Below are 20,459 nucleotides of genomic sequence, written 5' to 3' on the forward strand. Positions count from 1 at the left end.
GGGTCATTCCGCCGGTGCCGGCACCGGCAGCGGCCATGCCATCGCCGACAGGTCGATCCAGCCCGGCAGGGCCTCCATGCGGGGCAGCGACAGGGCCAGCACGCCGCCCGGTGAGATCTGCAGAGTGGCCACGTTGACCGTGGACGCCGGCAGGGTCTGCAGCAGAGCGACCCCGCGGTGGGTGCGGGCCGGGCTCACCGCCGTGTCCAGCACCGCGCTGACGGGGGTCGTACTCGAGGTCCACCGGGATCCGAAGCCGCCGCCGTCGGCGGGGGCGATCGAGCCGGTGAGTTCGACGCGGTCGCCGTTCAGCCGGTAGCGCGGCGGGTCGCCGTGAGCGGCGACGGCCGGATTCAGCGGCAGGTCCCGCCATACGCGGTCGGCCGGCCGAGTGCCCTCGGGCAGCAGGGGCCAGGGGCCCGCGAGCCAGTCGCCGAGCCTGCCCGACTTCGCCGCCGCCTGGAGCGCCGCGTCCCCGCGGCCGGTGACGAACTCCCGCAGAACGTCGTCGCGGATGCCCCCGTAGAGCCTGCCCACGTCGGGCAGGAGCGCTGCGACGTCGAGTCCCGGCGGAGCCTCGGGGAGCCTTCTGAGGAAGCCTAGATAGGTGAAGGCGGCGTACCGCTCCATCAACCGCCGCACCCCGGGGCCGTGGCGCGTGCCCACGTCGAGCAGGTGCAGGTTGAGGTCGAGGTGGTCGCGGTAGTTTCCCGCGTCGGCCCGCAGGGAGTCCATGATGGAGGAACCGTCGCCGCGCTGCCGGTAGAGGTAGACGGAGCGGTCCAGCAGGTTGACGCGGCGCGCGGACAGCAGCGCCGGGACACTGAACCAGGCGTCCTCGAACAGTACGCCCTCAGGGAAGGCCGCCCGGATGCGCCGCAGGAACGGCACGGAGAACAGCTTGTTCCACACGCTCGCCGAGAACACCAGGTCCGGGTACTCGGTGATGTCCTCGACGCACCGGTCGCCGTCTCCGAAGTACCGCTTCCAGCGGCCGTAGGGGCGCAGCGGGACGTTGGTGAAGTCGGCGACGACCAGGTCGGCGTCGTTGCCGCGGGCCGAGGCCAGCATCGCGGACAGCCCGTCGGGCACCATCACGTCGTCCGCGTCGGCGAAGGCGACATGGGCGGCGCGGACCTCGCGCAGCCCACGGTTGCGAGCCGCCCCGGGGCCCGCGTTGGGCTGGGTGATCAGTTCGGCCTGCGGATGGCGGTCGGCGAACGCGGCGAGCAGTTCGCGGGTGCCGTCGGTCGATCCGTCGTCGACCAGGATCACCTGGGTCCGGTCGAATCCGTCGAGGGCGGCGACCGAGTCCAGGAATCGGGGCACGTACCCGGCCACGTCGAAGCAGGGCACGATGAGCGCGGCGTCGTACGAGGGCTGGTCCGTCACCGAGGGCTCCAGTGCTGGGGAGGGGCGATGCCTGCGGGGACGCGGCGCGGGAAAACGCCGATGCCGGTCTCCGACGTGTTCAGGAGACCGGCATCGGGGTGGGCCGCGTGCGGGGGCGTCAGCCGTCGACCGAGGCGGACACGGTGACCGGCTCCACGGCCGCGGTCGCGGCCGCGGCGGTACGGCGGTACGAGTCCATGGCGCGCTCGAAGTCGCGGGTCGAGAGCATCAGTTTGTAGATGATGGAGAGTTCGAAGAGCACCAGCAGGATGCCGGCCCCGATCGTCACGCCCATGATCGCCCCGACGAGCGGGGCGATGATGAACACCGCCATCTGGAACTCGATGCCGCTGACCAGGTGGGTGCGGATGCGGTGGCTGATCAGGAAGTCGCGGACGCGGTTGTAGCGCGTGAACCGGCGCACGAACGACTGCTGCGTGACCACCCCGAGGGAGGGGGCGGCGGGCTCCTCGGCGCGCGGGCCGGCCACCGTCTCCTCCTCGCCGGCTTCCACGGCCTCGTCCTTCGCCTCGGCGGTGATGCGTGCGGCCGCGGCGACGCGGGGCGCGGGCGCCCGGGTCACCTCGGCGACCTCGGCCGCGGCCTGCTGGAGCTTGGTCCGCATGCCCTGGCGGACCTTGTAGATCTGCAGGGCGTCGATGTACCGGAGCATGTCCAGGAAGACGACGGCCAGCGCCAGCCAGATGTACGTGACGTCGCCGGTCTGGTGGTACTGGCCGCCCATGAGGGCGACGGCGCAGACGAGGACCCGGATGCGGTCGAAGACGTAGTCCAGCCAGGCGCCGAACTCGGATCCGTTGCCGGTGAGCCGGGCGAGCTTCCCGTCCATGCAGTCCAGGATGAAGCTGCAGTGGTACACGACCGCGCCGACGACCAGCCAGGGCCACTCGCCCTGGGCGAAGCAGGCGGCCGCTCCGAGGCCGAGCACGAGCGCGGCCCAGGTGATCTGGTTCGGAGTGACCCTGGTCCACTTGGCGGTCCACCGGACCAGGGGCGTGGCCACCGGGTCGACGAGGAGAACGGTCCACCAGGCGTCCCGCTTCTTCTCAGTGCGGCGGCGCACTTCGGCGAGCGGAGGTATGTCCATGGTCGGCAGGAAGCCCTTTCGGGGGTGGCCCTCGGCGAGGCACCGAGGAGCGCGCGGAGTGGTCGGACGTGCCACGCGAGGCGACCGGGGCATGCCGGTGCGCCTTACGTCAAAGGACGTTGGTTTTACCACGGTAATCCAACAGTCAAAGGCCATCCTAGGGCGGACCGGGCGCGGCCAACCATACGCCGTTCGCCAAGGCTTAAGGCAATGCTCAGGCGATAGTGGTTGCCCCGTTCACCCAAAGCTGTGTCAAGAATCACATGTGGCCGGGACATAAGGTGGATGGTGTCTGAATCGTCCCTGATTGGGGGCCAAGTGGGCGCGCGGGTTAGGCTAATCTGCTCTTGAGTCAGCCGCTTCCTCGCGCCACTTGGTCTTTGCCGCCTGGCGCGCCTCCGTGGGGGGTTCCTCCCGGAGTCGCCTTGCCGTGCGAGCCGAGGTTCGGGCACCTTCCAGGCCAGTGCCGACGCGAGGGCGTCCGGCGTGGGAGCTGTGATCTCCGACTTTTCAGTGCTTGGCAATGGAGGCGTGATGTTCCCGCGCGTGGACGCTGCACCTGGCATCACCGTCGTCGTCCCCGCGTACAACGCCGCGGCGACTCTCGGCAGGGCCCTCGACTCCCTGGTGGTGCAGACGTGCCAGGACTTCGAGGTCGTGGTCGTCGACGACGCGTCGCGAGACAGTAGCCGGGCCGTCGCGGAGAGTTACGCGGATCGAATTCCGCGGCTGAGGGTCATATCCCGGCAGACCAACAGCGGGGGCGTGGGAGCACCCCGCAATGACGGAATTCGTGCGGCACGCGGCGAATACGTCATGTTCCTGGACTCCGACGACGAACTGCCGGTCAAGGCATGCGAACTGCTGCTGGAGTCGGCCCGGAACACCGGCGCCGACATCACCGCCGGGCGTGCCCACCGGATCAACCTCCGGCGTGACACGACGCAGGTGTGGCAGTCCATGCTCTACGGCGCGGACCGGACCGTGGACGGCATCCGGAACTGGCCGGAGCTGATCAACGACCCCATCGCCGCCGCGAAGCTGTACCGGCGGGACTTCCTGCTCGAGAACGAGATCTTCTTCCCCGAGGGAGTCTTCTACGAGGACACCTTCTTCTCGGCCAAGTCCTACACCCTCGCCTCCGGTATCTCCGTCCTCGCCGAACCGGTCTACCGGTGGATCTGGGAGGACGCGCGGGACGGCACCGCCTCGATCACCAACCGGCGCGCGGAGATCCGCAGCATCTCCGACCGGGTGGCGGTGCACCGGCTGGCGGACGAGTTCCTGCGCGATGCCGGCGCCGGGGACGTCAAGGTCTACAAGGACGCTCGCTTCATCAGCCACGACGTCCGGCTGTACGCGAAGGAACTCCGCGCGGGTGACGAGCAGTTCCGCACCGCCTTCCTGGACGTCGTCTCGGAGTACCTGACCGAGATCGACGAGCGGGCCTACCCGCTGTGCGGGCCGCTCGACCGGGTGCGTGCCTTCTACCTTCGGAACCGGCTGGTGGACGAGGCCCTCACGGTCGCCGACTTCGAGCAGCGCCGCGGCGTCGTCTCCACCGACCTGGTGCGCCGCCAGGACCGCGTGTACTGGTCGGCACGCCATGCCGACCTGCCGGGGGCGGACGAGTTCCTCGACGTGACCGAACTCGGCCTGCAGGACGAGTCGTTCGAGAACTGCAAGCTGTTCAATCGGGTCACCTCCCTCGCCGTCGACGGCACGACGGTCACGCTCGAGGGCGAGATCCTCAATCAGTTCCAGCGGATCGGAACCGGCGACGCGGTACGCCTGGCGCTGCACGTACGTGCCAAGGAAACCGGCGAGCGGACCGTCGTGGAGGTGCCGGACGTCCGGGTGGACGAGTCCCGGATCTCCTACCAGGTCTCGTTCGACCTGGGTTCGGCGGCCGCCGTGATCGCCTCGCGGAGCCTGGTCAACCTCAACATGCAGGTCCTGTGGCAGGGGCGCAAGCACACCACGGCCCTCTGCGTCCGCGGCAGCAACCTGGCACCACTCGGTCGCGTGCTGGAGCCCTCCGGTCTGTGGCCGGACGTCACGGGCAGCGGCAACCTCGTGTGGCGTCCGGCCGAACCGGACGACGCCAGGGGGGCGACGCGCAAGGCGCCGGACGCCGCGCACTGGCAGTGGTGGCAGGGGCGCGAGCTGCCGGCGAACACCCCGGAGCCCGCCGAGCCCGCCGCGACCGTCGTGGTGTTCTGCGCCGGATACGGCGACGAAGCGCTGCGGGCCGCCCTGAACTCCCTGGCCTGCCAGGAGGAGTTCGGCCGTACCCGGGTGCTCCTGGTCACCGCCGGGACCGGTACGGACGCGCCCGCCGCGGTCGAGTTCGCCGACCGCTACGGCAACGCGAGCCTCGTCCGCACCCCGGACGGCCGCGACGCCGGGGCCTCCAGGCAGGTGGTCCTCGACCGACTGGCAGGTCCGTACGCGGCTTTCATGGACGGATCCGGTGTCCTGGCCGAAGGCGCGCTGGCCGGGCTGCTCGCCGCGGCCGCGGACGACGTCGACGTCGTGGTCGCCGACACCTGGCAGGCCTCCGAGGCGCTGCGCGAGGCCGACGTGTTCCTGTACGAGTGCTTCGCGGCCGGTGACCGGACCGTCGACGGCCTCGCCGACGCCCCCGACCTGCTCTTCGCCGCGTCGCCCGGCGGCAAGCTGTTCCGCTGCGACCTGCTGCGCGAGTGCGGTTTCCACGTCGGGGACGGCTGGGACCTCGAGCACATCACCCCCGTGGCCACCGCTCTGCTGAGGGCCCGCCGCATCCGCGTGACCCCGGCGCTCGTCTACGGCGTCACCGACGACGCCCGCTCCGGGCTCCCCGCCCGTGACCGCCGGGAGACCGTGCGGAGCCTGCTGGCCCTGCACCAGTCGCTGCTGGACGGCCACGCGACGGCGGGCCCGGAGCGGCGGGCCGCGCTCCAGCGCTTCGTGGCGGGAAGCTTCCACCCGTACCTGGTGAGCCTGCCCAAGATGATGGTCGGCGAGGAGCTCGAAGCCCTCTACCCGAAGCTGCGGACCCTCTACCGCGACATCCCGGACGATCTCGTCCTGGACTGCGCCGGTCCGAACGCCTCGCTCCTCGCGCATCACGCCGTGAAGGCGGGCAACGCAGCGCTCTTCACCCGTCCGTTCGAGGAACCCCGTTTCCTGCCGGAGCTGTCGGTCGCCGGACCGGTGCTCTTCCGCAGGATCGAGGGCGACGTGGACGTCTCCACGCTGCTGCGCGTCAAGTCCCGGTCGGCCCAGGCGGAGTCCGTCCGTCCCGTCGACGGCGAACTGCGCGTCGAGGGGTTCCTGACCCTTGGTCACGTCGACATCTCCGAGGACTTCGGCAACCGGCTGGAACTCGTGTTCAGCGGGCCCGGCGGCCGGGAACACGCCGTACGGGCGCAGCAGGTGTACCGCCGCGACCGCTGGCACATCCGCAAGCAGCGGGATTTGCACAGCGGCTGGCGGGCCGACCTCGGCCGCGAGGAACTGGCGGCTCTGCACGGCGGCGCGTACTCCCTCGCGGTCCGGCTGCACGGCCCCGGCGGCTTCGTCGACATCCCGGTGACCGCCCGCCCCGCGTTCCACCGCTTCAAGGGCGTCGACCGCATCGGCGCCTTCCGCTACGAGGTGTCGGCGGACACGGAGAACGTGGCCCACGTGCGGGTGGCCCGGCGGCGCTCGGTGGCGGGTGTCGCCGACCGGATGCGGCGCCTGGGCCGCGAGACGGGCCGGATCGTCACCCGGCAGCCGGGCTGGCTGCTGCGGCTGCTCTACTGGCTCACCCGCCCCGTGCTCGCCCGCCGCGACATCTGGATCGTCGGCGAGCGCCACGACACCGCGCAGGACAACGGCCACCACTTCTTCCGGTGGATGCGTCAGAACCACCCCCGGCGCAACGTCTACTACGTCATCGACGCGAAGGCGGCCGATCGCGCGAAGGTCCAGGACTGCGGCAACGTCCTCGCGCTCGGCTCGCTCAAGCACCGGCTCTACCTGCTCAACGCGGCCCGGCTGATATCGCCGTACGACCTCGAGGCCTACCTCGCGCCGCCCAGCATGGGCAAGCTCAACTACCTGCGCATCTTCGGCGACCTGCTGAAGTACCGCCGGGTGTTCCTTCAGCACGGCGTGACGTACAACGACGTCTCGCAGTCCGCGCACCGGCAGGCCACGAGCGTCGACCTGTTCGTGGCCGTGTCCCGGGACGAGGCCGCCTACATCCGCGAGGAGATGGGCTACCGCCCCGACGAGGTCCAGGCCCTGGGCTTCCCCCGGTTCGACAAGCTGCAGCCCGTCGAGGGACAGCCCACCGTGCTGCTCATGCCGACGTGGCGACGCGACATCGTGGTGCCGTCGTACAACCGCAGGCGCCGGCCGCGCGTCCAGTTCCCGGCCTCGGAGTACTTCCGGTTCTTCTCCCGGCTGCTGGAGGACGAGCGGCTGCGGGCCGGGCTGGAACGCTCCGGCGTCCGGCTGGAGTTCTACCCGCACTACGAGATCCGTCCGTACCTGCGCCACTTCAAGGTCGACCACCCCAACATCACCGTCGCGGACCAGACCAAGCGTGGTGTGCAGGAGGCGATGAAGGAGTGCTCGCTCCTCGTCACCGACTACTCGTCCGTCTTCTTCGACGTGGCCTACATGGGCAAGCCCCTCGTCTACGTGCCCTTCGACGAGGACGACTTCTACGGCCAGCACTACCGCCGCGGCTACTTCGACCTGACCCGCGACGGGTTCGGGCCGGTGTGCCGGACGGTGGAGGACGCCGTCGACGAGATCGTCGCGGCGATCGACCGCGGCTTCTCGGTCGGCGAACCGTACGCTCAGCGCGTCGACGAATTCTTCGGTCAGCGCGACACGGAGAACTGCGCACGTGTCTTCCGGGCCATCGACGGCCTGGACGGGCGGCGCGACGGAAAGGGATGACCCAAGCATGTGGATGATCACGGGTGGTGCCGGTTTCATCGGGGCGCACGTCGTGCGCGCGATGACCGAGGGCGGCCGGAAGGTCATGGTCTACGACGATCTGTCGACCGGCAGCCGGGACCGGGTACCCGCCGGGGTGCCCCTGGTGGTCGGCAGCGTGCTCGACCGGCCCCGGCTGGAGGCGGCGATCCGCGAGCACGGCGTGACCGGCGTCGTGCACATCGCCGCCAAGAAGCAGGTCGGCGAGTCCGTGGAACGCCCCCTGTACTACTACCGGGAGAACGTCACCGGCCTGCAGACCCTGCTGGAGGCGATGACCGGGACCGGCGTCGAACGGCTGGTCTTCTCCTCCTCCGCGGCCGTGTACGGCATGCCGGACGTCGACCTGGTCACCGAGGAGACCGAGTGCGTCCCGATGAGCCCGTACGGCGAGAGCAAGCTCATCGGTGAGTGGCTGATCAACGCCGCCGCCCGGGCCCACGGCATCCGCAGCGCGTCACTGCGGTACTTCAACGTCGCCGGTGCCGCGTCCCCGGAGCTGTCCGACTCCGGCGTGTTCAACCTGATCCCGATGGTCTTCGAACGCCTTGAGGCCGGCGAGGCGCCGCGGATCTTCGGCGACGACTACGCCACGCCCGACGGCACCTGTGTCCGCGACTACATCCACGTCCAGGACATCGCCTCCGCCCACCTGGCCGCCGCCACACGTCTGGAGACGGCGCCGGCGGGCACCGCATTGACACTCAACGTCGGGCGTGGCGAGGGCAGTTCGGTCCAGGAGATGGTCGACCGCATCCTGAAGGTCACCGGCCGGGAGGGCACGGTCCCTGAGGTGACCGAACGCCGTCCCGGGGACCCGGCCCGCGTCGTCGCCTCCGCCGACCGCGTCCGTGAGGAACTCGGCTGGTCCGCCCGCTACGGCCTGGACGACATGATCGAGTCCGCCTGGCAGGGCTGGCGCCACCGGCACGACTGACCGGCCGGTCGGCGGGTTCCGGGCTGCGGGTGCCCGAAGGCGTCCTGGCCGGGCGTCAGGGTGTCCTTGTGGCGCTTCGGGCAGGGCGCGCCCCACGGCTGCCCCGGCCGGGACGGCGCTCCTGTGGCGTTCCGGCTGCTGAGGCGGGGGCGTCCGCGTTTCCGTCGCCGCCCCCGCCGTTCCGAAGACCGCCGCCGAAGCCGCCCCCGGCGTTGCTCCCCGGGGGCTGTCCCGAGGCCGTCCGCCCGGAGCGGCCGGGCGTGTCGGGACCAGTGCCGGCAGTGCTCCTCGGCGTTGAGCCGACGGCCCCGACGGCGAGTCCTTCGCCCTGCCCCACCGCGGGACGCTCCGGCGGGGCCTTTCCCGGCAGCCCCGGCCGGAGGAACCGGAGAGGGCGTGCACCCGCCGGGCGGCCCGCCCCGCGGGCCCCCGGCCCACCGCCCTGTCCGGTGAGTGGACCGGCGCGCGGCCCGCGATCCCATTCGCGTAGATTGCCAGGCAGGGCAGCCGGAAACCGGACGAGGGGGCACAGGGCAAGGTGACAGGGGCAAGGCAGGCCGTGCGCGAGGCCCGCAGGATCGTCGTCAAGGTGGGTTCCTCGTCGCTGACCACCGCCTCGGGCGGCCTGGACGCCGACCGCGTGGACGCGCTCGTGGACGTTCTCGGCAAGAGCCTCAAGGAGGGCGTCGCCCGAAGGGACTCCGCCGAAGGCGGCGGAGGACGGAGGGAGATCGTCCTCGTCTCCTCCGGTGCCATCGCCGCCGGCCTCGCCCCGCTGGGCCTGCGCCGCCGCCCCCGCGACCTCGCCCGTCAGCAGGCCGCGGCCAGCGTCGGCCAGGGCCTGCTCGTGGCCCGCTACACCGCATCCTTCGCCCGCTACGGCATCCGCGTCGGCCAGGTGCTGCTGACCAGCGACGACACCAGCCGCCGCGCCCACCACCGCAACGCCTCCCGCACCCTCGACAAGCTCCTCGCGATGGGCGCCCTCCCGGTGGTCAACGAGAACGACACCGTCGCCACCGACGAGATCCGGTTCGGCGACAACGACCGGCTCGCCGCGCTCGTCGCCCACCTGGTCCGCGCCGACCTGCTGGTGCTGCTGTCCGACGTGGACGGCCTCTACGACGGCGACCCGAGCAGGCCGGGTACCTCCAGGATGGCGGAGGTCCGGGGCCCCGGCGACCTGGCGGGCATCGAGATCGGCAGCGCCGGCAAGGCCGGCGTCGGCACCGGCGGCATGGTCACCAAGGTGGAGGCGGCCCGGATCGCGGCCGCCGCCGGCATCCCCGTGGTGCTCACCAGCGCCGTCCACGCCGCCGACGCCCTGTCCGGCGGCGACACCGGCACCTACTTCCACCCCACCGGCAAGCGCTCCGCCGACCGGCTGCTGTGGTTGCAGCACGCCTCCACCCCGCAGGGCTCGCTCACCCTCGACGACGGCGCGGTCCGCGCGGTCGTCGACGGCCGCAAGTCGCTGCTGCCCGCCGGGATCGCGGCCGTGGAAGGCGAGTTCACCGCCGGCGACCCGGTCGAGCTGCGCGACGGCGCGGGGCGCGCGGTGGCCCGCGGGCTCGTCAACTTCGACGCCAAGGAGATCCCCCGGCTGATCGGCCACTCCACCCGCGAACTCGCGCGCGAGCTGGGACCGGCGTACGAACGCGAGGTCGTACACAGGGACGACCTGGTGCTCCTGGAGCCGTAATGCGCCGAAACGTCCGGCCACCCGGGTGCCGAAGGTGGGGGACGTTCCGTAAAACCGCCCCGCGGAGCCGTGCGGCCTGTTCCACTTTGAGGCAGGGACGCATTCCGCATGAGCGGGACCAGCGGTACAGCGATGCCAGCGAGCGCTGCGTGAAGGAGGACGTCGTGAGACGAGTGCGCCCTGGGGCGGCGGCGTCCCGCGGTGGCCTGACGAGCGTGGCGGCCGCAGACGGCTACGAGGAGCCGCAGGACCTGCCCCGGCTGTGGCACGTCACACTCAGCGTCTCCGGCGCCCAGGCCCCGCTGAAGGAGGTGCGGCGCGGTCTGGAGCAACTCGCTCACGACCACCCCTTCCTGCTGACCAGCCGGTACGCGGGCGACCACGCCGAGATCCGCTACTGGGAGGAGGCCCGCGACCTCCACGACGCGGCCGCCGTCGCCCTGCGCCTGTGGGGCGAGCACCGGCAGAGCGCCCAGCTGCCGCCCTGGGAGATCGTCGGTCTCGAGGTCGTCGACCGCGAGACCTACCACCAGCGCCTCGCCGAGGGGTACGGGGCGCCGCCGGCGACACCGGTCGGGGTGCACCCCTTTTGACCCGTCTCGGGGTGTGGGATGACCGGTGGCCGCCCCTCGCGGCGCACTACCCTTCCCTCATGACCACGCTCTCGCCGTACGACTCGATGCCCCCGGTCACCCAGGCCGCGTACCGCGCCAAGGCCGCCGCCGCCGACCTCGCGCCGCTGCCGCGCGTGGCGAAGGACGACGCCCTGCTGGCCGTCGCGGACGCCCTGGAGGTCCGTACCGGCGAGATCATCGAGGCCAACGCCAAGGACGTCGCCAAGGCCCGCGAGGCCGGCACCAGCGACGCCATCGTCGACCGGCTCACGCTCACCCTCGAGCGGGTGCGCGCCATCGCCGCCGACGTGCGGGACGTGGCGGCGCTGCCCGACCCGGTCGGCGAGGTCGTCCGCGGCAACACGCTGCCGAACGGGCTGGACCTGCGCCAGGTCCGCGTCCCGCTCGGCGTGGTCGGGATCATCTACGAGGCCCGCCCGAACGTCACCGTGGACGCCGCCGCCCTCTGCCTGAAGTCGGGCAACGCGGTGCTGCTGCGCGGCTCGGCCTCCGCCTACGAGTCGAACACCGCCCTGGTCCGGGTCATCCGCGACGCCGTGGGCGGGGCGGGGCTGCCCGCCGACGCCGTGCAGCTGGTGCCCGGCGAGAGCCGCGAGAGCGTGCGCGAGCTGATGCGCGCCCGCGGCCTGGTCGACGTGCTGATCCCGCGCGGCGGCGCCTCGCTGATCCGGACCGTGGTGAACGAGTCCACCGTCCCGGTGATCGAGACCGGCACCGGCAACTGCCACGTCTACGTCGACGCGCAGGCCGACCTCGACACGGCCGTCGACATCCTGATCAACTCCAAGGCGCAGCGGCCCAGTGTCTGCAACGCCGCCGAGACGCTGCTGGTCCACCAGGACATCGCCGCCGAGTTCCTGCCGCGCGCCCTGGACGCGCTCGCCGAGGCCGGGGTCACCGTCCACGCCGACGAGCGGGTCATGGCCCACGCCAAGGGCTCCCGCGCCACGGTCGTCGAGGCCACCCCGGAGGACTGGGAGACCGAGTACCTGTCGTACGACATCGCCGCCGCCGTGGTCGACTCCCTCGACCGGGCCGTCGCGCACATCCGGCTGTGGAGCTCCGGGCACACCGAGGCGATCGTCACCACCTCCCAGCAGGCCGCCCGCCGCTTCACCCAGCTGGTCGACTCCACGACCGTCGCGGTCAACGCCTCCACCCGCTTCACCGACGGCGGCCAGTTCGGCTTCGGGGCCGAGATCGGCATCTCCACGCAGAAGCTGCACGCCCGCGGCCCGATGGGGCTGCCCGAGCTGACCAGCACGAAGTACATCCTCACGGGGGACGGGCACACCCGGCGCTGACGCTGTCCGGCCCTTGGCGGGGCGTCTCAGCGGGCGGATGAATTTCCATACCGTCTGCCCAAATTGACCCGTCAGGTCTACTCTGGATCCGTGCCGGAGGACGTGGGGGGCACGCCGTTCCCTGACGGCTGGGAGCCCGACGACGACCACGACCGCGGGGTGTCGGACGAAGAGTTCGCCTCCGTGGTCTTCGACGAGGCCTTCGTACGCGCGGCCGTGATCCACGAGCCGACCGCGGTCGAACGCCTCCTGGCCGCCGCGCAGGCCAGAGCCGAGGCCTCCGAGGCGGAGGCTCGCCGCGCCCACGCCAGAGGCGAGCGCTACGAGGACGGGTACGGCCCCGGCCTCGGCCCCGACCACCCCTACGGCGACCTGGACGACCCCGACGTGCTCGAAGGCCGCCCCGGCGCCCCGGGGACCTTCGGCAAGCACGTCCGCTGGCACCGCCCCGTCGCCTGGGTGCTCGCCCTCGTCATGGGCATCGGCATGGTGGCCCTGGCCTTCGCGGCGGTCTACCGGGGCGGCTCCTCGGGCAGCCGGGACCAGGTCCCGCCGCCCGCCTCGACCGGCCTGGAAAAGGGCAGCGCGGCGGCGCCCTCGGCCTCCGCCGACTACTCCCAGCCGCCCGTCCCCGCGGCCCCGCGCACGCCCTGACGGCGGGGCGGCGGTTCTGGTGAGAACCTGTCAGAACTTGTCGCACATCAGGGCGTTTACCAGGGCTTGCGGAGACCTACCCTGAAGATATGGGAGGGCCTGGAGAGCCACCTGAGGGGACACCCGAGGGCGTCCCGGGAGGTGCGGAGGACGAATACCGATCCGTCGTCTTCGACGAGTCGTTCGTGCGGGCTGCCCGCCTCCAGGAGTATTCCGCGCGGGAGCGGATGACCGACCACACCCCGGCCGTGCGCCGCCGCCCGCCGCTGCGCCGCGGGCTGTCCCGGCAGGCGCTGCTGCTGGTCCTGCTGATCATCGTCGCCTTCGGCACCGCGATCTACATGGGCGTACGCCATCCCTACCAGAGCGCGCAGGCCCAGCGGCCCGTGGAACCGCTGCGGATGACCGTCGTCCCGCTCGCCCCGCAGGGCAAGGTGCCCGGCGCGGCCGACCCCGAGCACCTGTACGCGCACAGCCCGGCCGCCCAGTTCGCCATCGGCGCGGAGGGCGTACCGCTGCCCGCCGTCCGGCGCACCGCGCACTTCTCCGACAGCCAGGTCGTCGCCGCGCTGACCACCGCGAAGGAGTACATCGTCGCGTCCTCCCTCTACCCGGAGGTGCTCACCGGCGGCCAGCCCCGCCCCGTCCGGGCGCTGCTCGACCCCAGCCAGCTCGACCAGTTCGACCAGAGCTTCGACCGCCCCGCCGCCGACGGCCGGCACGCGCCCACCGGCTGGCTCGTCCGCTTCGACCCGGCCCGGGCCGAGCTGGCCGACCGCAGGATCCGGGTGCAGGGCAGCCTCCAGGCCGCCGAGGCCGACTCGTCCACCCTGGCGGTCAGCGCGGACCACACCTTCGTCTACGCGCTGAAGCCGGCCGGCTCCGCGGCGCACGCGCCGGCCTCGCTGTTCACCGTCCGGCGCGAGCTGCAGTTCCGCTTCACCCAGGACGACCTGCGGCTGCACCAGGTCCAGCTCGTCGTCTCCTACGTGCAGGCCGGCCCGCTCTCCTGCGTCGGGGACTCCGCGGGGCGCTTCGAGCCGCTGCTGGCCGGCCAGACCGCCAAGGCGGGCAGCCCGCCCGGCACGGACCCGTACGCCACGGACACCGCGGCGGCCCTGTGCGGCTCCCTGGCGCGCAGCGCCGAGCCGAGGGTGTGACGCCGCCGCGGACGGTGTCCGCGCGGACCGGTCCGCGCCCGGATGGGTCAGTCCCCGTCGCGGGGCGGGGTGTCGGTGGGCGGCTGGTCCTTGCCCCGGTCCTTGGGCGGGGCCGATCCGGTGAAGCCGCCGAAGCCGCGCCGCACCCGGTCGCCCAGGTCGCCGGCGCCGCCCGCCAGGTCGCTGACCAGCTTCATCAGCGGGTCCTTCGAGCTCTTGACGTGGTTGGCGTAGTGGGCCGCCGACTCGCGGAAGGAGTCGCTGACCGAGGTGTCCTTGTCCTCCGTGCGGCGCGGGTAGTGGCCGTCCATGATCCGCTGGTAGTCGCGGGACTCGGCCCACTTCTTCAGCTCGGCCGCCCGCACGGTGGTGAAGGGGTGCGAGCGCGGCAGCACGTTGAGGATCTTCAGCACGGAGTCGCGCAGGTCGCCCCCGGCCTCGTACTCCTCGGCCTGCTGGAGGAACGCGTCCACGTTCATCTGGTGCAGGTGGTTGCCGCCCGCGATCTTCATCAGGCCCCGCATGGAGGCCCGCAGATCCTGGCCGACGAGCAGACCGGCCCGGTCCGCCGACAGTTCCGACTTGCGGAACCACTCGCGCAGCCCGGTGACGATCGCCATGATCGCGAGGTTGCCCAGCGGGATCCAGGCGAGCCGGACGGCCAGGCTCGTCAGGAACAGCAGGATCGTGCGGTACACGGCGTGCCCGGACAGGGCGTGACCCACCTCGTGGCCGACGACCGCCCGCATCTCCTCCTCGTCGAGCAGCTCGACCAGGCCCGTGGTCACCACGATGATCGGCTCGTCCAGGCCGATGCACATCGCGTTGGGCTGGGGGTCCTGGGTCACGTACATCGGCGGGACCTTCTCCAGGTCCAGGATGTAGCAGGCGTCCCGCAGCATGTCGTTCAGGTGTGCGAACTGCTGGTCGGAGACGCGTACGGAGTCGGACAGGAACAGCAGCCTGAGACTGCGCTCGGGCAGCAGGCCGCTGAGGGCCTTGAACACCGTGTCGAAGCCGCTCAGCTTGCGCAGCGCGACCAGGGCGGAGCGGTCGGCAGGGTGCTCGTACGCGCGCGAGGAGATCTCCGCGAAGCGCCTGCGCTGCCGGCTCGGCAGGTGCTCCTGCCCGTCTTGTTCGCGGCCGTCGTCGGACATGTGGTCCCCCATGTGTGTCAGTGTCCCAGTGCGCCCCCGAGGCAGGGTCCAGCCTAGGCGGAGTTACCGTGGACGGGCAGTGCAACGAAGGAGTCCACGCCATGGAGCACCATCCCGCAGCCGCCTGGCTCACCGAGGCCGCGAGCGCCGCCGTCCAGCACCAGGGGGCGGGCTACCTGCTCCGGGTCGTCCTGATCGTGATGGTCCTGGGCTGTATCCTCACCGGCTGGTTCCTCCTCCGCGGCTACAAGCGGGACGACGACTGACGCGGCGGAAAGGTTCCCGAGACGGCTCCCGAGGGCGCCGGGCCCGCACCGCCGGGGACGCCCGCGGTCACGCGGGTGCGTGGGGCCTGAGGGCCAGGAGTGCAAGGGTGGAGTCGGGGTGAGCGGTGCGTCGGGGGTTGCTTACGATGGGCCGACATCCTTGTCCCGCTCACTCCCGGATAGGTCCTGCCAAAGATGAGCTACCCCAGCACCGCTGCCCAGTTGGTCAACCTCGCCGAGGCCGAGGGGGGCAACCACGAGAGCCTCAGCCCCTTCCTCACCGGAGGCGGCGCGCTGTTCATCCTGCTGCTCCTGCTGTGGATCACCACGCGTTTCAACCGCGACCGCTGAACCCCTGTCCGGCCCGTCCCCGGGATCTGCCTCACGGAGTCCTCAGGCCGGGCCGGTAGGGTCTGCACGCATGGGAGAGCAGGACATGCCTACCGGTCCGGCGAGTGACACGGTGAAACCCCTCGAACACGGGCCCGGCGGCGGGCCTTCGGCGTCGGGCAAGCGGCGCCTCGGCGTCATGGGCGGAACGTTCGACCCGATCCACCACGGGCACCTCGTGGCGGCCAGCGAGGTCGCCGCGCAGTTCCACCTGGACGAGGTGGTGTTCGTACCGACCGGGCAGCCCTGGCAGAAGTCCCACCGCCATGTCTCCCCGGCGGAGGACCGCTACCTGATGACGGTCATCGCGACCGCCGAGAACCCGCAGTTCTCCGTGAGCCGCATCGACATCGACCGCGGCGGTCCCACCTACACCGTGGACACCCTGCGCGACCTGCGCGCGCTCAACCCCGACACCGACCTGTTCTTCATCACCGGCGCCGACGCGCTCGCCCAGATCCTCACCTGGCGGGACTCCGAGGAACTGTTCTCCCTCGCGCACTTCATCGGCGTCACCCGGCCCGGCCACCACCTGACCGATCCCGGCCTGCCGGAAGGCGGCGTCTCGCTCGTCGAGGTCCCCGCCCTCGCCATCTCCTCCACGGACTGCCGGGCGAGAGTCGCCAAGGGCGACCCGGTCTGGTATCTGGTGCCTGACGGAGTCGTGCGCTACATCGCCAAACGCCAGCTGTACCGAGGCGAGTGAGCCGAGAGGGGCACCGGTGAACGACCGATACGACGCTGGTCACGGAGGCGACCAGTACGAACTCGTCGGCTACGACGAGTACGGCCGGCCTGTGTACCGGCAGATCCCCGTCCAGCAGACCCCGCAGCAGACCTACGACGCGTACGGACAGCAGGGCTACGGCTACGACCCGTACGCGACCGGTGGCCAGCAGCAGCTCGATCCCACGTCCTACCAGGGCGGTCACGACGGCGCCCACCACGGCGGCTACGACACCGGCTACGACCCGGGCCGGCAGGCGCCCGACCCCTCCGCCCACGGCGTCCACGGCTCCTACGACCCGTACGGCTCCGGCGCGACGGCGGCGCCGTACGACCCGTACGGCCGGACCGCGACCAGTGGGCAGCAGCCACGGGTCACCGAGCAGACCGCCCACATCCCGCAGCAGACCGGCCCGGCGGACGCCGACCGGGCGGCGCAGGGACCGGACCGCGACGCCGCGGACGAACCCGAATACCGCACCGAGCAGTTCGCCTTCGTCGAGGAGCCGAGCGACGACTCCGAGGACGTCATCGACTGGCTGAAGTTCACCGAGAACCGCACCGAGCGACGCGAGGAGGCCCGCCGTCGCGCCCGCAGCCGCGTCATCGCCCTGACCGTCGCGCTGGCCCTGGTCGCGGTGGGCGGCGTCGGCTATCTCTGGTACGCCGGAAAGCTGCCCGGTCTGTCGTCGTCCGGCTCCGGGGCCGGCACCACGACCGCGGCCGGCGCCCAGAAGCGCGACGTGATCGTCGTCCACCTGCACGACACCGAACGGGGCGGCACCTCCACGGCGCTGCTCGTCGGCAACGCCACCACCAAGCAGGGCACCACCGTCCTGCTGCCCAACTCCCTCGCCCTGACGGACGACGACGGCACCGTCACGACCCTCGCCGAGTCGGTCAAGGGCGACGGCTCCTCCGGAACCCGCGACCAGCTCGACACGGTCCTCGGCACCGACATCGAGGGCACCTGGCGCCTGGACACCCCCTACCTCCAGAACCTCGTCGACATGGTGGGCAACGTCGACGTCGACACCAACGCCGACGTACCCGACCCGGACGCCAAGAAGAAGGGCACCTCGCCCCTGGTCCGCAAGGGCAAGGCGCAGACCCTCAGCGGCAGGATGGCCGTCGCGTACGCCACCTACCACGCCTCCGGCGAGGACCAGAACGCCCAGCTCGAACGGTTCGGCCAGGTGATGCAGAGCGTGCTGCGCAAGACCTCCTCCGACGCCTCCGGCGCGACGACGACGGTGCAGACGCTTCAGCAGATCCTCGACCCCTCGCTCACCGACGAGGACCTCGGCACCTTCCTCGCCAAGCTGGCCGAGTTCGCCAAGGGCGGCGACTACAGAACGGCGCTGCTGCCGGTGCAGACGGACGGCACGCTGAGCGCCCAGACCAGCGAGAGCGTGGTCAAGGACGTCCTGGGCGGCACCGCGAAGAGCCCCGACCAGTCGTCCGCCGTCCGGGTCTCCGTGCAGAACGCCACCGGCGCCAAGGACAACACCGAGAAGGCCCGGGTCGTCCTCCTGGGCGGCGGCTTCACCTTCCTCGAGGGCGGCACCGCGTCCGCCGTCCGGTCGGCGTCCGAGGTCGTCTACGCGAACGCCGCGGACAAGCAGAAGGCCACCGAGGTCGCCAAGACCCTGGGGCTGCCCGACACCGCGGTGACGAAGGGCAAGGTCACCTCGAACGCCGACGTCTCGGTCGTCCTCGGCCAGGACTACAGGGGCGCGTCGGAGCAGTGATCCCTCAAATGCGTCGGGTGTCCTCGGCGGTCCGTGAGACCCTTGGTGTCAAGTGACCGCCGAAGGAAAGCCCTGTAGTGACCGCGACCGATCGCTCTCTCGACCTCATCCACACCGCCGCCCAGGCGGCCGCCGACAAGCTCGCGCACGACATCATCGCGTATGACGTCAGCGACGTGCTGTCGATCACGGACGCCTTCCTGCTGGCGTCCGCGCCCAGTGACCGCCAGGTCAAGTCGATCGTCGACGAGATCGAGGAGCGGCTGCTGAAGGAACGCGGCGCCAAGCCGGTGCGCCGAGAGGGCGACCGCGAGGCCCGCTGGGTCCTGCTCGACTACGTGGACATCGTCGTGCACGTCCAGCACAGCGAGGAGCGCGTCTTCTACGCCCTGGAGCGGTTGTGGAAGGACTGCCCCGAGCTCGAACTGCCCGCCGACGCCAAGGCCACCCGGGGCAAGGCCGAGGAGCATGCCAAGCGGCAGGCCGCCCAGGAGGCGGCCGAGCCCGGCGGTGACTGGCGGTGAGCGCAGTCGCTGAGGGGCCCGGCCGCACGCCGGGCCGGGGCCGCCGCATCATCCTGTGGCGCCACGGCCAGACTCCCTGGAACGTGGAGCGACGCTTCCAGGGCAGCACGGACGTCGAGCTGACCGAGAGCGGCGTCGGCCAGGCCCGTCGTGCCGCCCGCCTGCTGGCCTCCCTGCGGCCCGACGCGATCGTCTCCTCCGACCTCGCACGGGCCACCCGCACGGCCGCCGAGCTGGCCGCGCTCACCGGCCTGGAGGTCGCCCGGGACGAGGGCCTGCGCGAGACCTACGCGGGCGTCTGGCAGGGCCTGACGCACGAGGAGATCATCGACCGGTACGGCGAGGAGTACGCCGCCTGGAAGCGCGGCGAGCCGGTGCGCCGCGGCGGCGGCGAACTGGAGACCGAGGTCGCCGACCGTGCCGCCCCCGTCGTGCTGCGCTACCTCGAGAAGGTGCCCGAGGACGGCACGCTCGTGGTGGTCAGCCACGGCGGCACCATCCGCACCACCCTCGGGCGGCTCATCGGCCTCGAGCCCCGCCACTGGGAGAGTCTGGGCGGCCTGTCCAACTGCTGCTGGTCGGTCCTCGGCGCGGGCGCCCGGGGCTGGCGGCTGCTGGAGCACAACGCCGGCACGCTGCCCGAGCCCGTCCTCGGCGACGACGACTGAGCCGCCCGCGGCCCGTGCGACCCGGATTTCACTTTCCGGCAGGTCGCAGGCTAAAGTTCTTCTTGTTCGCCCCGCCGAGCGGAGCGAAACACCACGCGGCCGGGTCGCGTGGCGGCAAGGGGCTATAGCTCAGTTGGTAGAGCGCCTGCATGGCATGCAGGAGGTCAGGAGTTCAATTCTCCTTAGCTCCACAAACCGGCACTCCGTTGAGTCGCCGAAGATCGTTTGTCAGGATCCCGTCCCTCACAGGGGGCGGGATTTTCTGTATTCCTCCGAACCGGCTTGAGTCACTTGGGGCCCCGGGGCGTATACCTCTGCGAGCGCGCTCTCGGGGTGCATGGACGCGCCGGCCCGGACGGTCCCGCGGCGCAGGTCGTGGCCGTACTGGTACCGAGGCGTCGCTGACCGTATCGGCCCGGCCGTGGCAGAATCAAACGGCCGGAAGGGGGCGCGGCCCGACGGGAGGGAGTAGCGATGCCTGCCTGCATCCTCGAGGAGGTCGGTGACCTCCTCGGTGCGGCGTTGATACGGGACACGGTCACCCGCCTCGTCTGCCCCTCCTGCGGCTCCCTCGATGTGGCCCAAGTCCTCGGCGACAACGGGGGGATCTCGTACGTGTGCACGACCTGCGGCCACAGCTGGAGCTGACCCATGGGTGCACACAGGCGGAAGTGCGACTGGTGCGGCAGCGGCACCCCGATCGTCCGCGACATGGAGCCGATCAACTCCGACTACCAGTACTGGTGTGAGGAGTGCGCACGGGCGCTGATCATAAAGGGCGACCCCATCGAGACCTACCGCGAACTCGAGGGCGAGCCGATCTACGGTCGGCTCTTGGAGGAGCACTGCACTCTGAAGCGGTTCTATTCGTTCGTGACGGCGTGATGCCGCCCCTTCGCCCGGCGGCCGTACGGGGCGGAGCGAAACCGATTTGGTGTTCCACCCCCTGGACCGTGTAATGTTGGCGTCGCCGCCGGGGAAACCGGGCGACGCGGTCGAATACGCGGCTTGGCCGCGTGGCCACAAGGGGCTATAGCTCAGTTGGTAGAGCGCCTGCATGGCATGCAGGAGGTCAGGAGTTCAATTCTCCTTAGCTCCACAGGAA

Annotated in this window: 18 protein-coding genes and 2 tRNA genes; 17 read left to right on the forward strand and 3 right to left on the reverse strand. The window is 71.4% G+C overall.

Annotation, left to right across the window (positions count from 1 at the left end; translation table 11 throughout):
• Positions 1-3 precede the first annotated feature (3 nt).
• On the reverse strand, positions 4-1,392 hold the full coding sequence (locus tag ACFY4A_RS00735) for a glycosyltransferase family 2 protein (protein ID WP_390827240.1): 1,389 nt from the start codon (positions 1,390-1,392) through the stop codon (positions 4-6).
• Positions 1,393-1,510: 118 nt separating this feature from the next.
• Positions 1,511-2,500 (reverse strand): CDP-alcohol phosphatidyltransferase family protein, encoded by a 990-nt coding sequence (locus ACFY4A_RS00740; RefSeq protein ID WP_390827241.1) that lies wholly within the window; start codon positions 2,498-2,500, stop codon positions 1,511-1,513.
• A gap of 546 nt (positions 2,501-3,046) precedes the next feature.
• On the opposite strand from ACFY4A_RS00740, the gene ACFY4A_RS00745 reads away from it, so the two are divergent.
• From ACFY4A_RS00745 to ACFY4A_RS00775, 7 genes are all read left to right on the forward strand, one after another.
• Positions 3,047-7,441: a glycosyltransferase gene (locus ACFY4A_RS00745; protein WP_390827242.1), complete on the forward strand. Its 4,395-nt coding sequence runs from the start codon at positions 3,047-3,049 to the stop codon at positions 7,439-7,441.
• 7 nt (positions 7,442-7,448) lie between these two features.
• Positions 7,449-8,417, forward strand: a complete 969-nt coding sequence (galE, locus tag ACFY4A_RS00750; RefSeq protein ID WP_390827243.1) for a UDP-glucose 4-epimerase GalE — start codon at positions 7,449-7,451, stop codon at positions 8,415-8,417.
• A 538-nt stretch (positions 8,418-8,955) separates the two neighbouring features.
• Complete coding sequence (gene proB, locus ACFY4A_RS00755; protein ID WP_390827244.1) at positions 8,956-10,119, forward strand: glutamate 5-kinase; 1,164 nt, start codon at positions 8,956-8,958, stop codon at positions 10,117-10,119.
• A gap of 164 nt (positions 10,120-10,283) precedes the next feature.
• On the forward strand, positions 10,284-10,712 hold the full coding sequence (locus ACFY4A_RS00760) for a hypothetical protein (RefSeq protein WP_390827245.1): 429 nt from the start codon (positions 10,284-10,286) through the stop codon (positions 10,710-10,712).
• Positions 10,713-10,771: 59 nt separating this feature from the next.
• The gene (locus ACFY4A_RS00765; RefSeq protein ID WP_390827246.1) at positions 10,772-12,058 is read left to right on the forward strand and encodes a glutamate-5-semialdehyde dehydrogenase; all 1,287 of its coding nucleotides are present in this window, start codon (positions 10,772-10,774) and stop codon (positions 12,056-12,058) included.
• A 63-nt stretch (positions 12,059-12,121) separates the two neighbouring features.
• Positions 12,122-12,712 (forward strand): hypothetical protein, encoded by a 591-nt coding sequence (locus ACFY4A_RS00770; RefSeq protein WP_390827247.1) that lies wholly within the window; start codon positions 12,122-12,124, stop codon positions 12,710-12,712.
• Between the two features lie 89 nt (positions 12,713-12,801).
• On the forward strand, positions 12,802-13,872 hold the full coding sequence (locus ACFY4A_RS00775) for a hypothetical protein (RefSeq protein WP_390827248.1): 1,071 nt from the start codon (positions 12,802-12,804) through the stop codon (positions 13,870-13,872).
• A gap of 47 nt (positions 13,873-13,919) precedes the next feature.
• On the opposite strand, the gene ACFY4A_RS00780 is transcribed toward ACFY4A_RS00775, so the two are convergent.
• Entirely contained in the window at positions 13,920-15,041 is a 1,122-nt protein-coding gene (locus ACFY4A_RS00780) for a M48 family metallopeptidase (RefSeq protein ID WP_390827249.1), read from the reverse strand.
• An 89-nt stretch (positions 15,042-15,130) separates the two neighbouring features.
• Between ACFY4A_RS00780 and ACFY4A_RS00785 the strand changes: the two genes are divergently transcribed.
• From ACFY4A_RS00785 to ACFY4A_RS00830, 10 genes are all read left to right on the forward strand, one after another.
• Entirely contained in the window at positions 15,131-15,295 is a 165-nt protein-coding gene (locus tag ACFY4A_RS00785) for a hypothetical protein (protein WP_390827250.1), read from the forward strand.
• A gap of 195 nt (positions 15,296-15,490) precedes the next feature.
• Positions 15,491-15,646, forward strand: coding sequence for a hypothetical protein (locus tag ACFY4A_RS00790; protein WP_225075111.1), 156 nt, complete (start codon positions 15,491-15,493; stop codon positions 15,644-15,646).
• A 70-nt stretch (positions 15,647-15,716) separates the two neighbouring features.
• A complete protein-coding gene (nadD, locus tag ACFY4A_RS00795) occupies positions 15,717-16,391 on the forward strand; it encodes a nicotinate-nucleotide adenylyltransferase (protein ID WP_390827252.1) in 675 nt (224 codons plus the stop codon).
• 16 nt (positions 16,392-16,407) lie between these two features.
• Positions 16,408-18,162 carry an LCP family protein gene (locus tag ACFY4A_RS00800; protein ID WP_390827253.1) on the forward strand — a complete coding sequence of 585 codons (1,755 nt, stop codon included), beginning with the start codon at positions 16,408-16,410 and terminating at the stop codon, positions 18,160-18,162.
• A 77-nt stretch (positions 18,163-18,239) separates the two neighbouring features.
• Entirely contained in the window at positions 18,240-18,686 is a 447-nt protein-coding gene (gene rsfS / locus ACFY4A_RS00805) for a ribosome silencing factor (protein WP_390827254.1), read from the forward strand.
• Complete coding sequence (locus tag ACFY4A_RS00810) at positions 18,677-19,354, forward strand: histidine phosphatase family protein (protein WP_390827614.1); 678 nt, start codon at positions 18,677-18,679, stop codon at positions 19,352-19,354. The genes rsfS and ACFY4A_RS00810 overlap by 10 nt, the downstream gene beginning before the upstream one ends.
• Positions 19,355-19,472: 118 nt before the next feature.
• Positions 19,473-19,545, forward strand: a tRNA-Ala gene (locus ACFY4A_RS00815).
• Between the two features lie 283 nt (positions 19,546-19,828).
• Positions 19,829-20,002 (forward strand): hypothetical protein, encoded by a 174-nt coding sequence (locus ACFY4A_RS00820; RefSeq protein WP_390827255.1) that lies wholly within the window; start codon positions 19,829-19,831, stop codon positions 20,000-20,002.
• 3 nt (positions 20,003-20,005) lie between these two features.
• Entirely contained in the window at positions 20,006-20,239 is a 234-nt protein-coding gene (locus ACFY4A_RS00825) for a hypothetical protein (protein ID WP_390827256.1), read from the forward strand.
• Between the two features lie 141 nt (positions 20,240-20,380).
• A tRNA-Ala gene (locus ACFY4A_RS00830) sits at positions 20,381-20,453 on the forward strand.
• Positions 20,454-20,459 lie beyond the last annotated feature (6 nt).

Source organism: Streptomyces sp. NPDC001292 (assembly GCF_042896465.1).
In the GTDB taxonomy this organism is placed as follows: Bacteria; Actinomycetota; Actinomycetes; order Streptomycetales; family Streptomycetaceae; genus Streptomyces.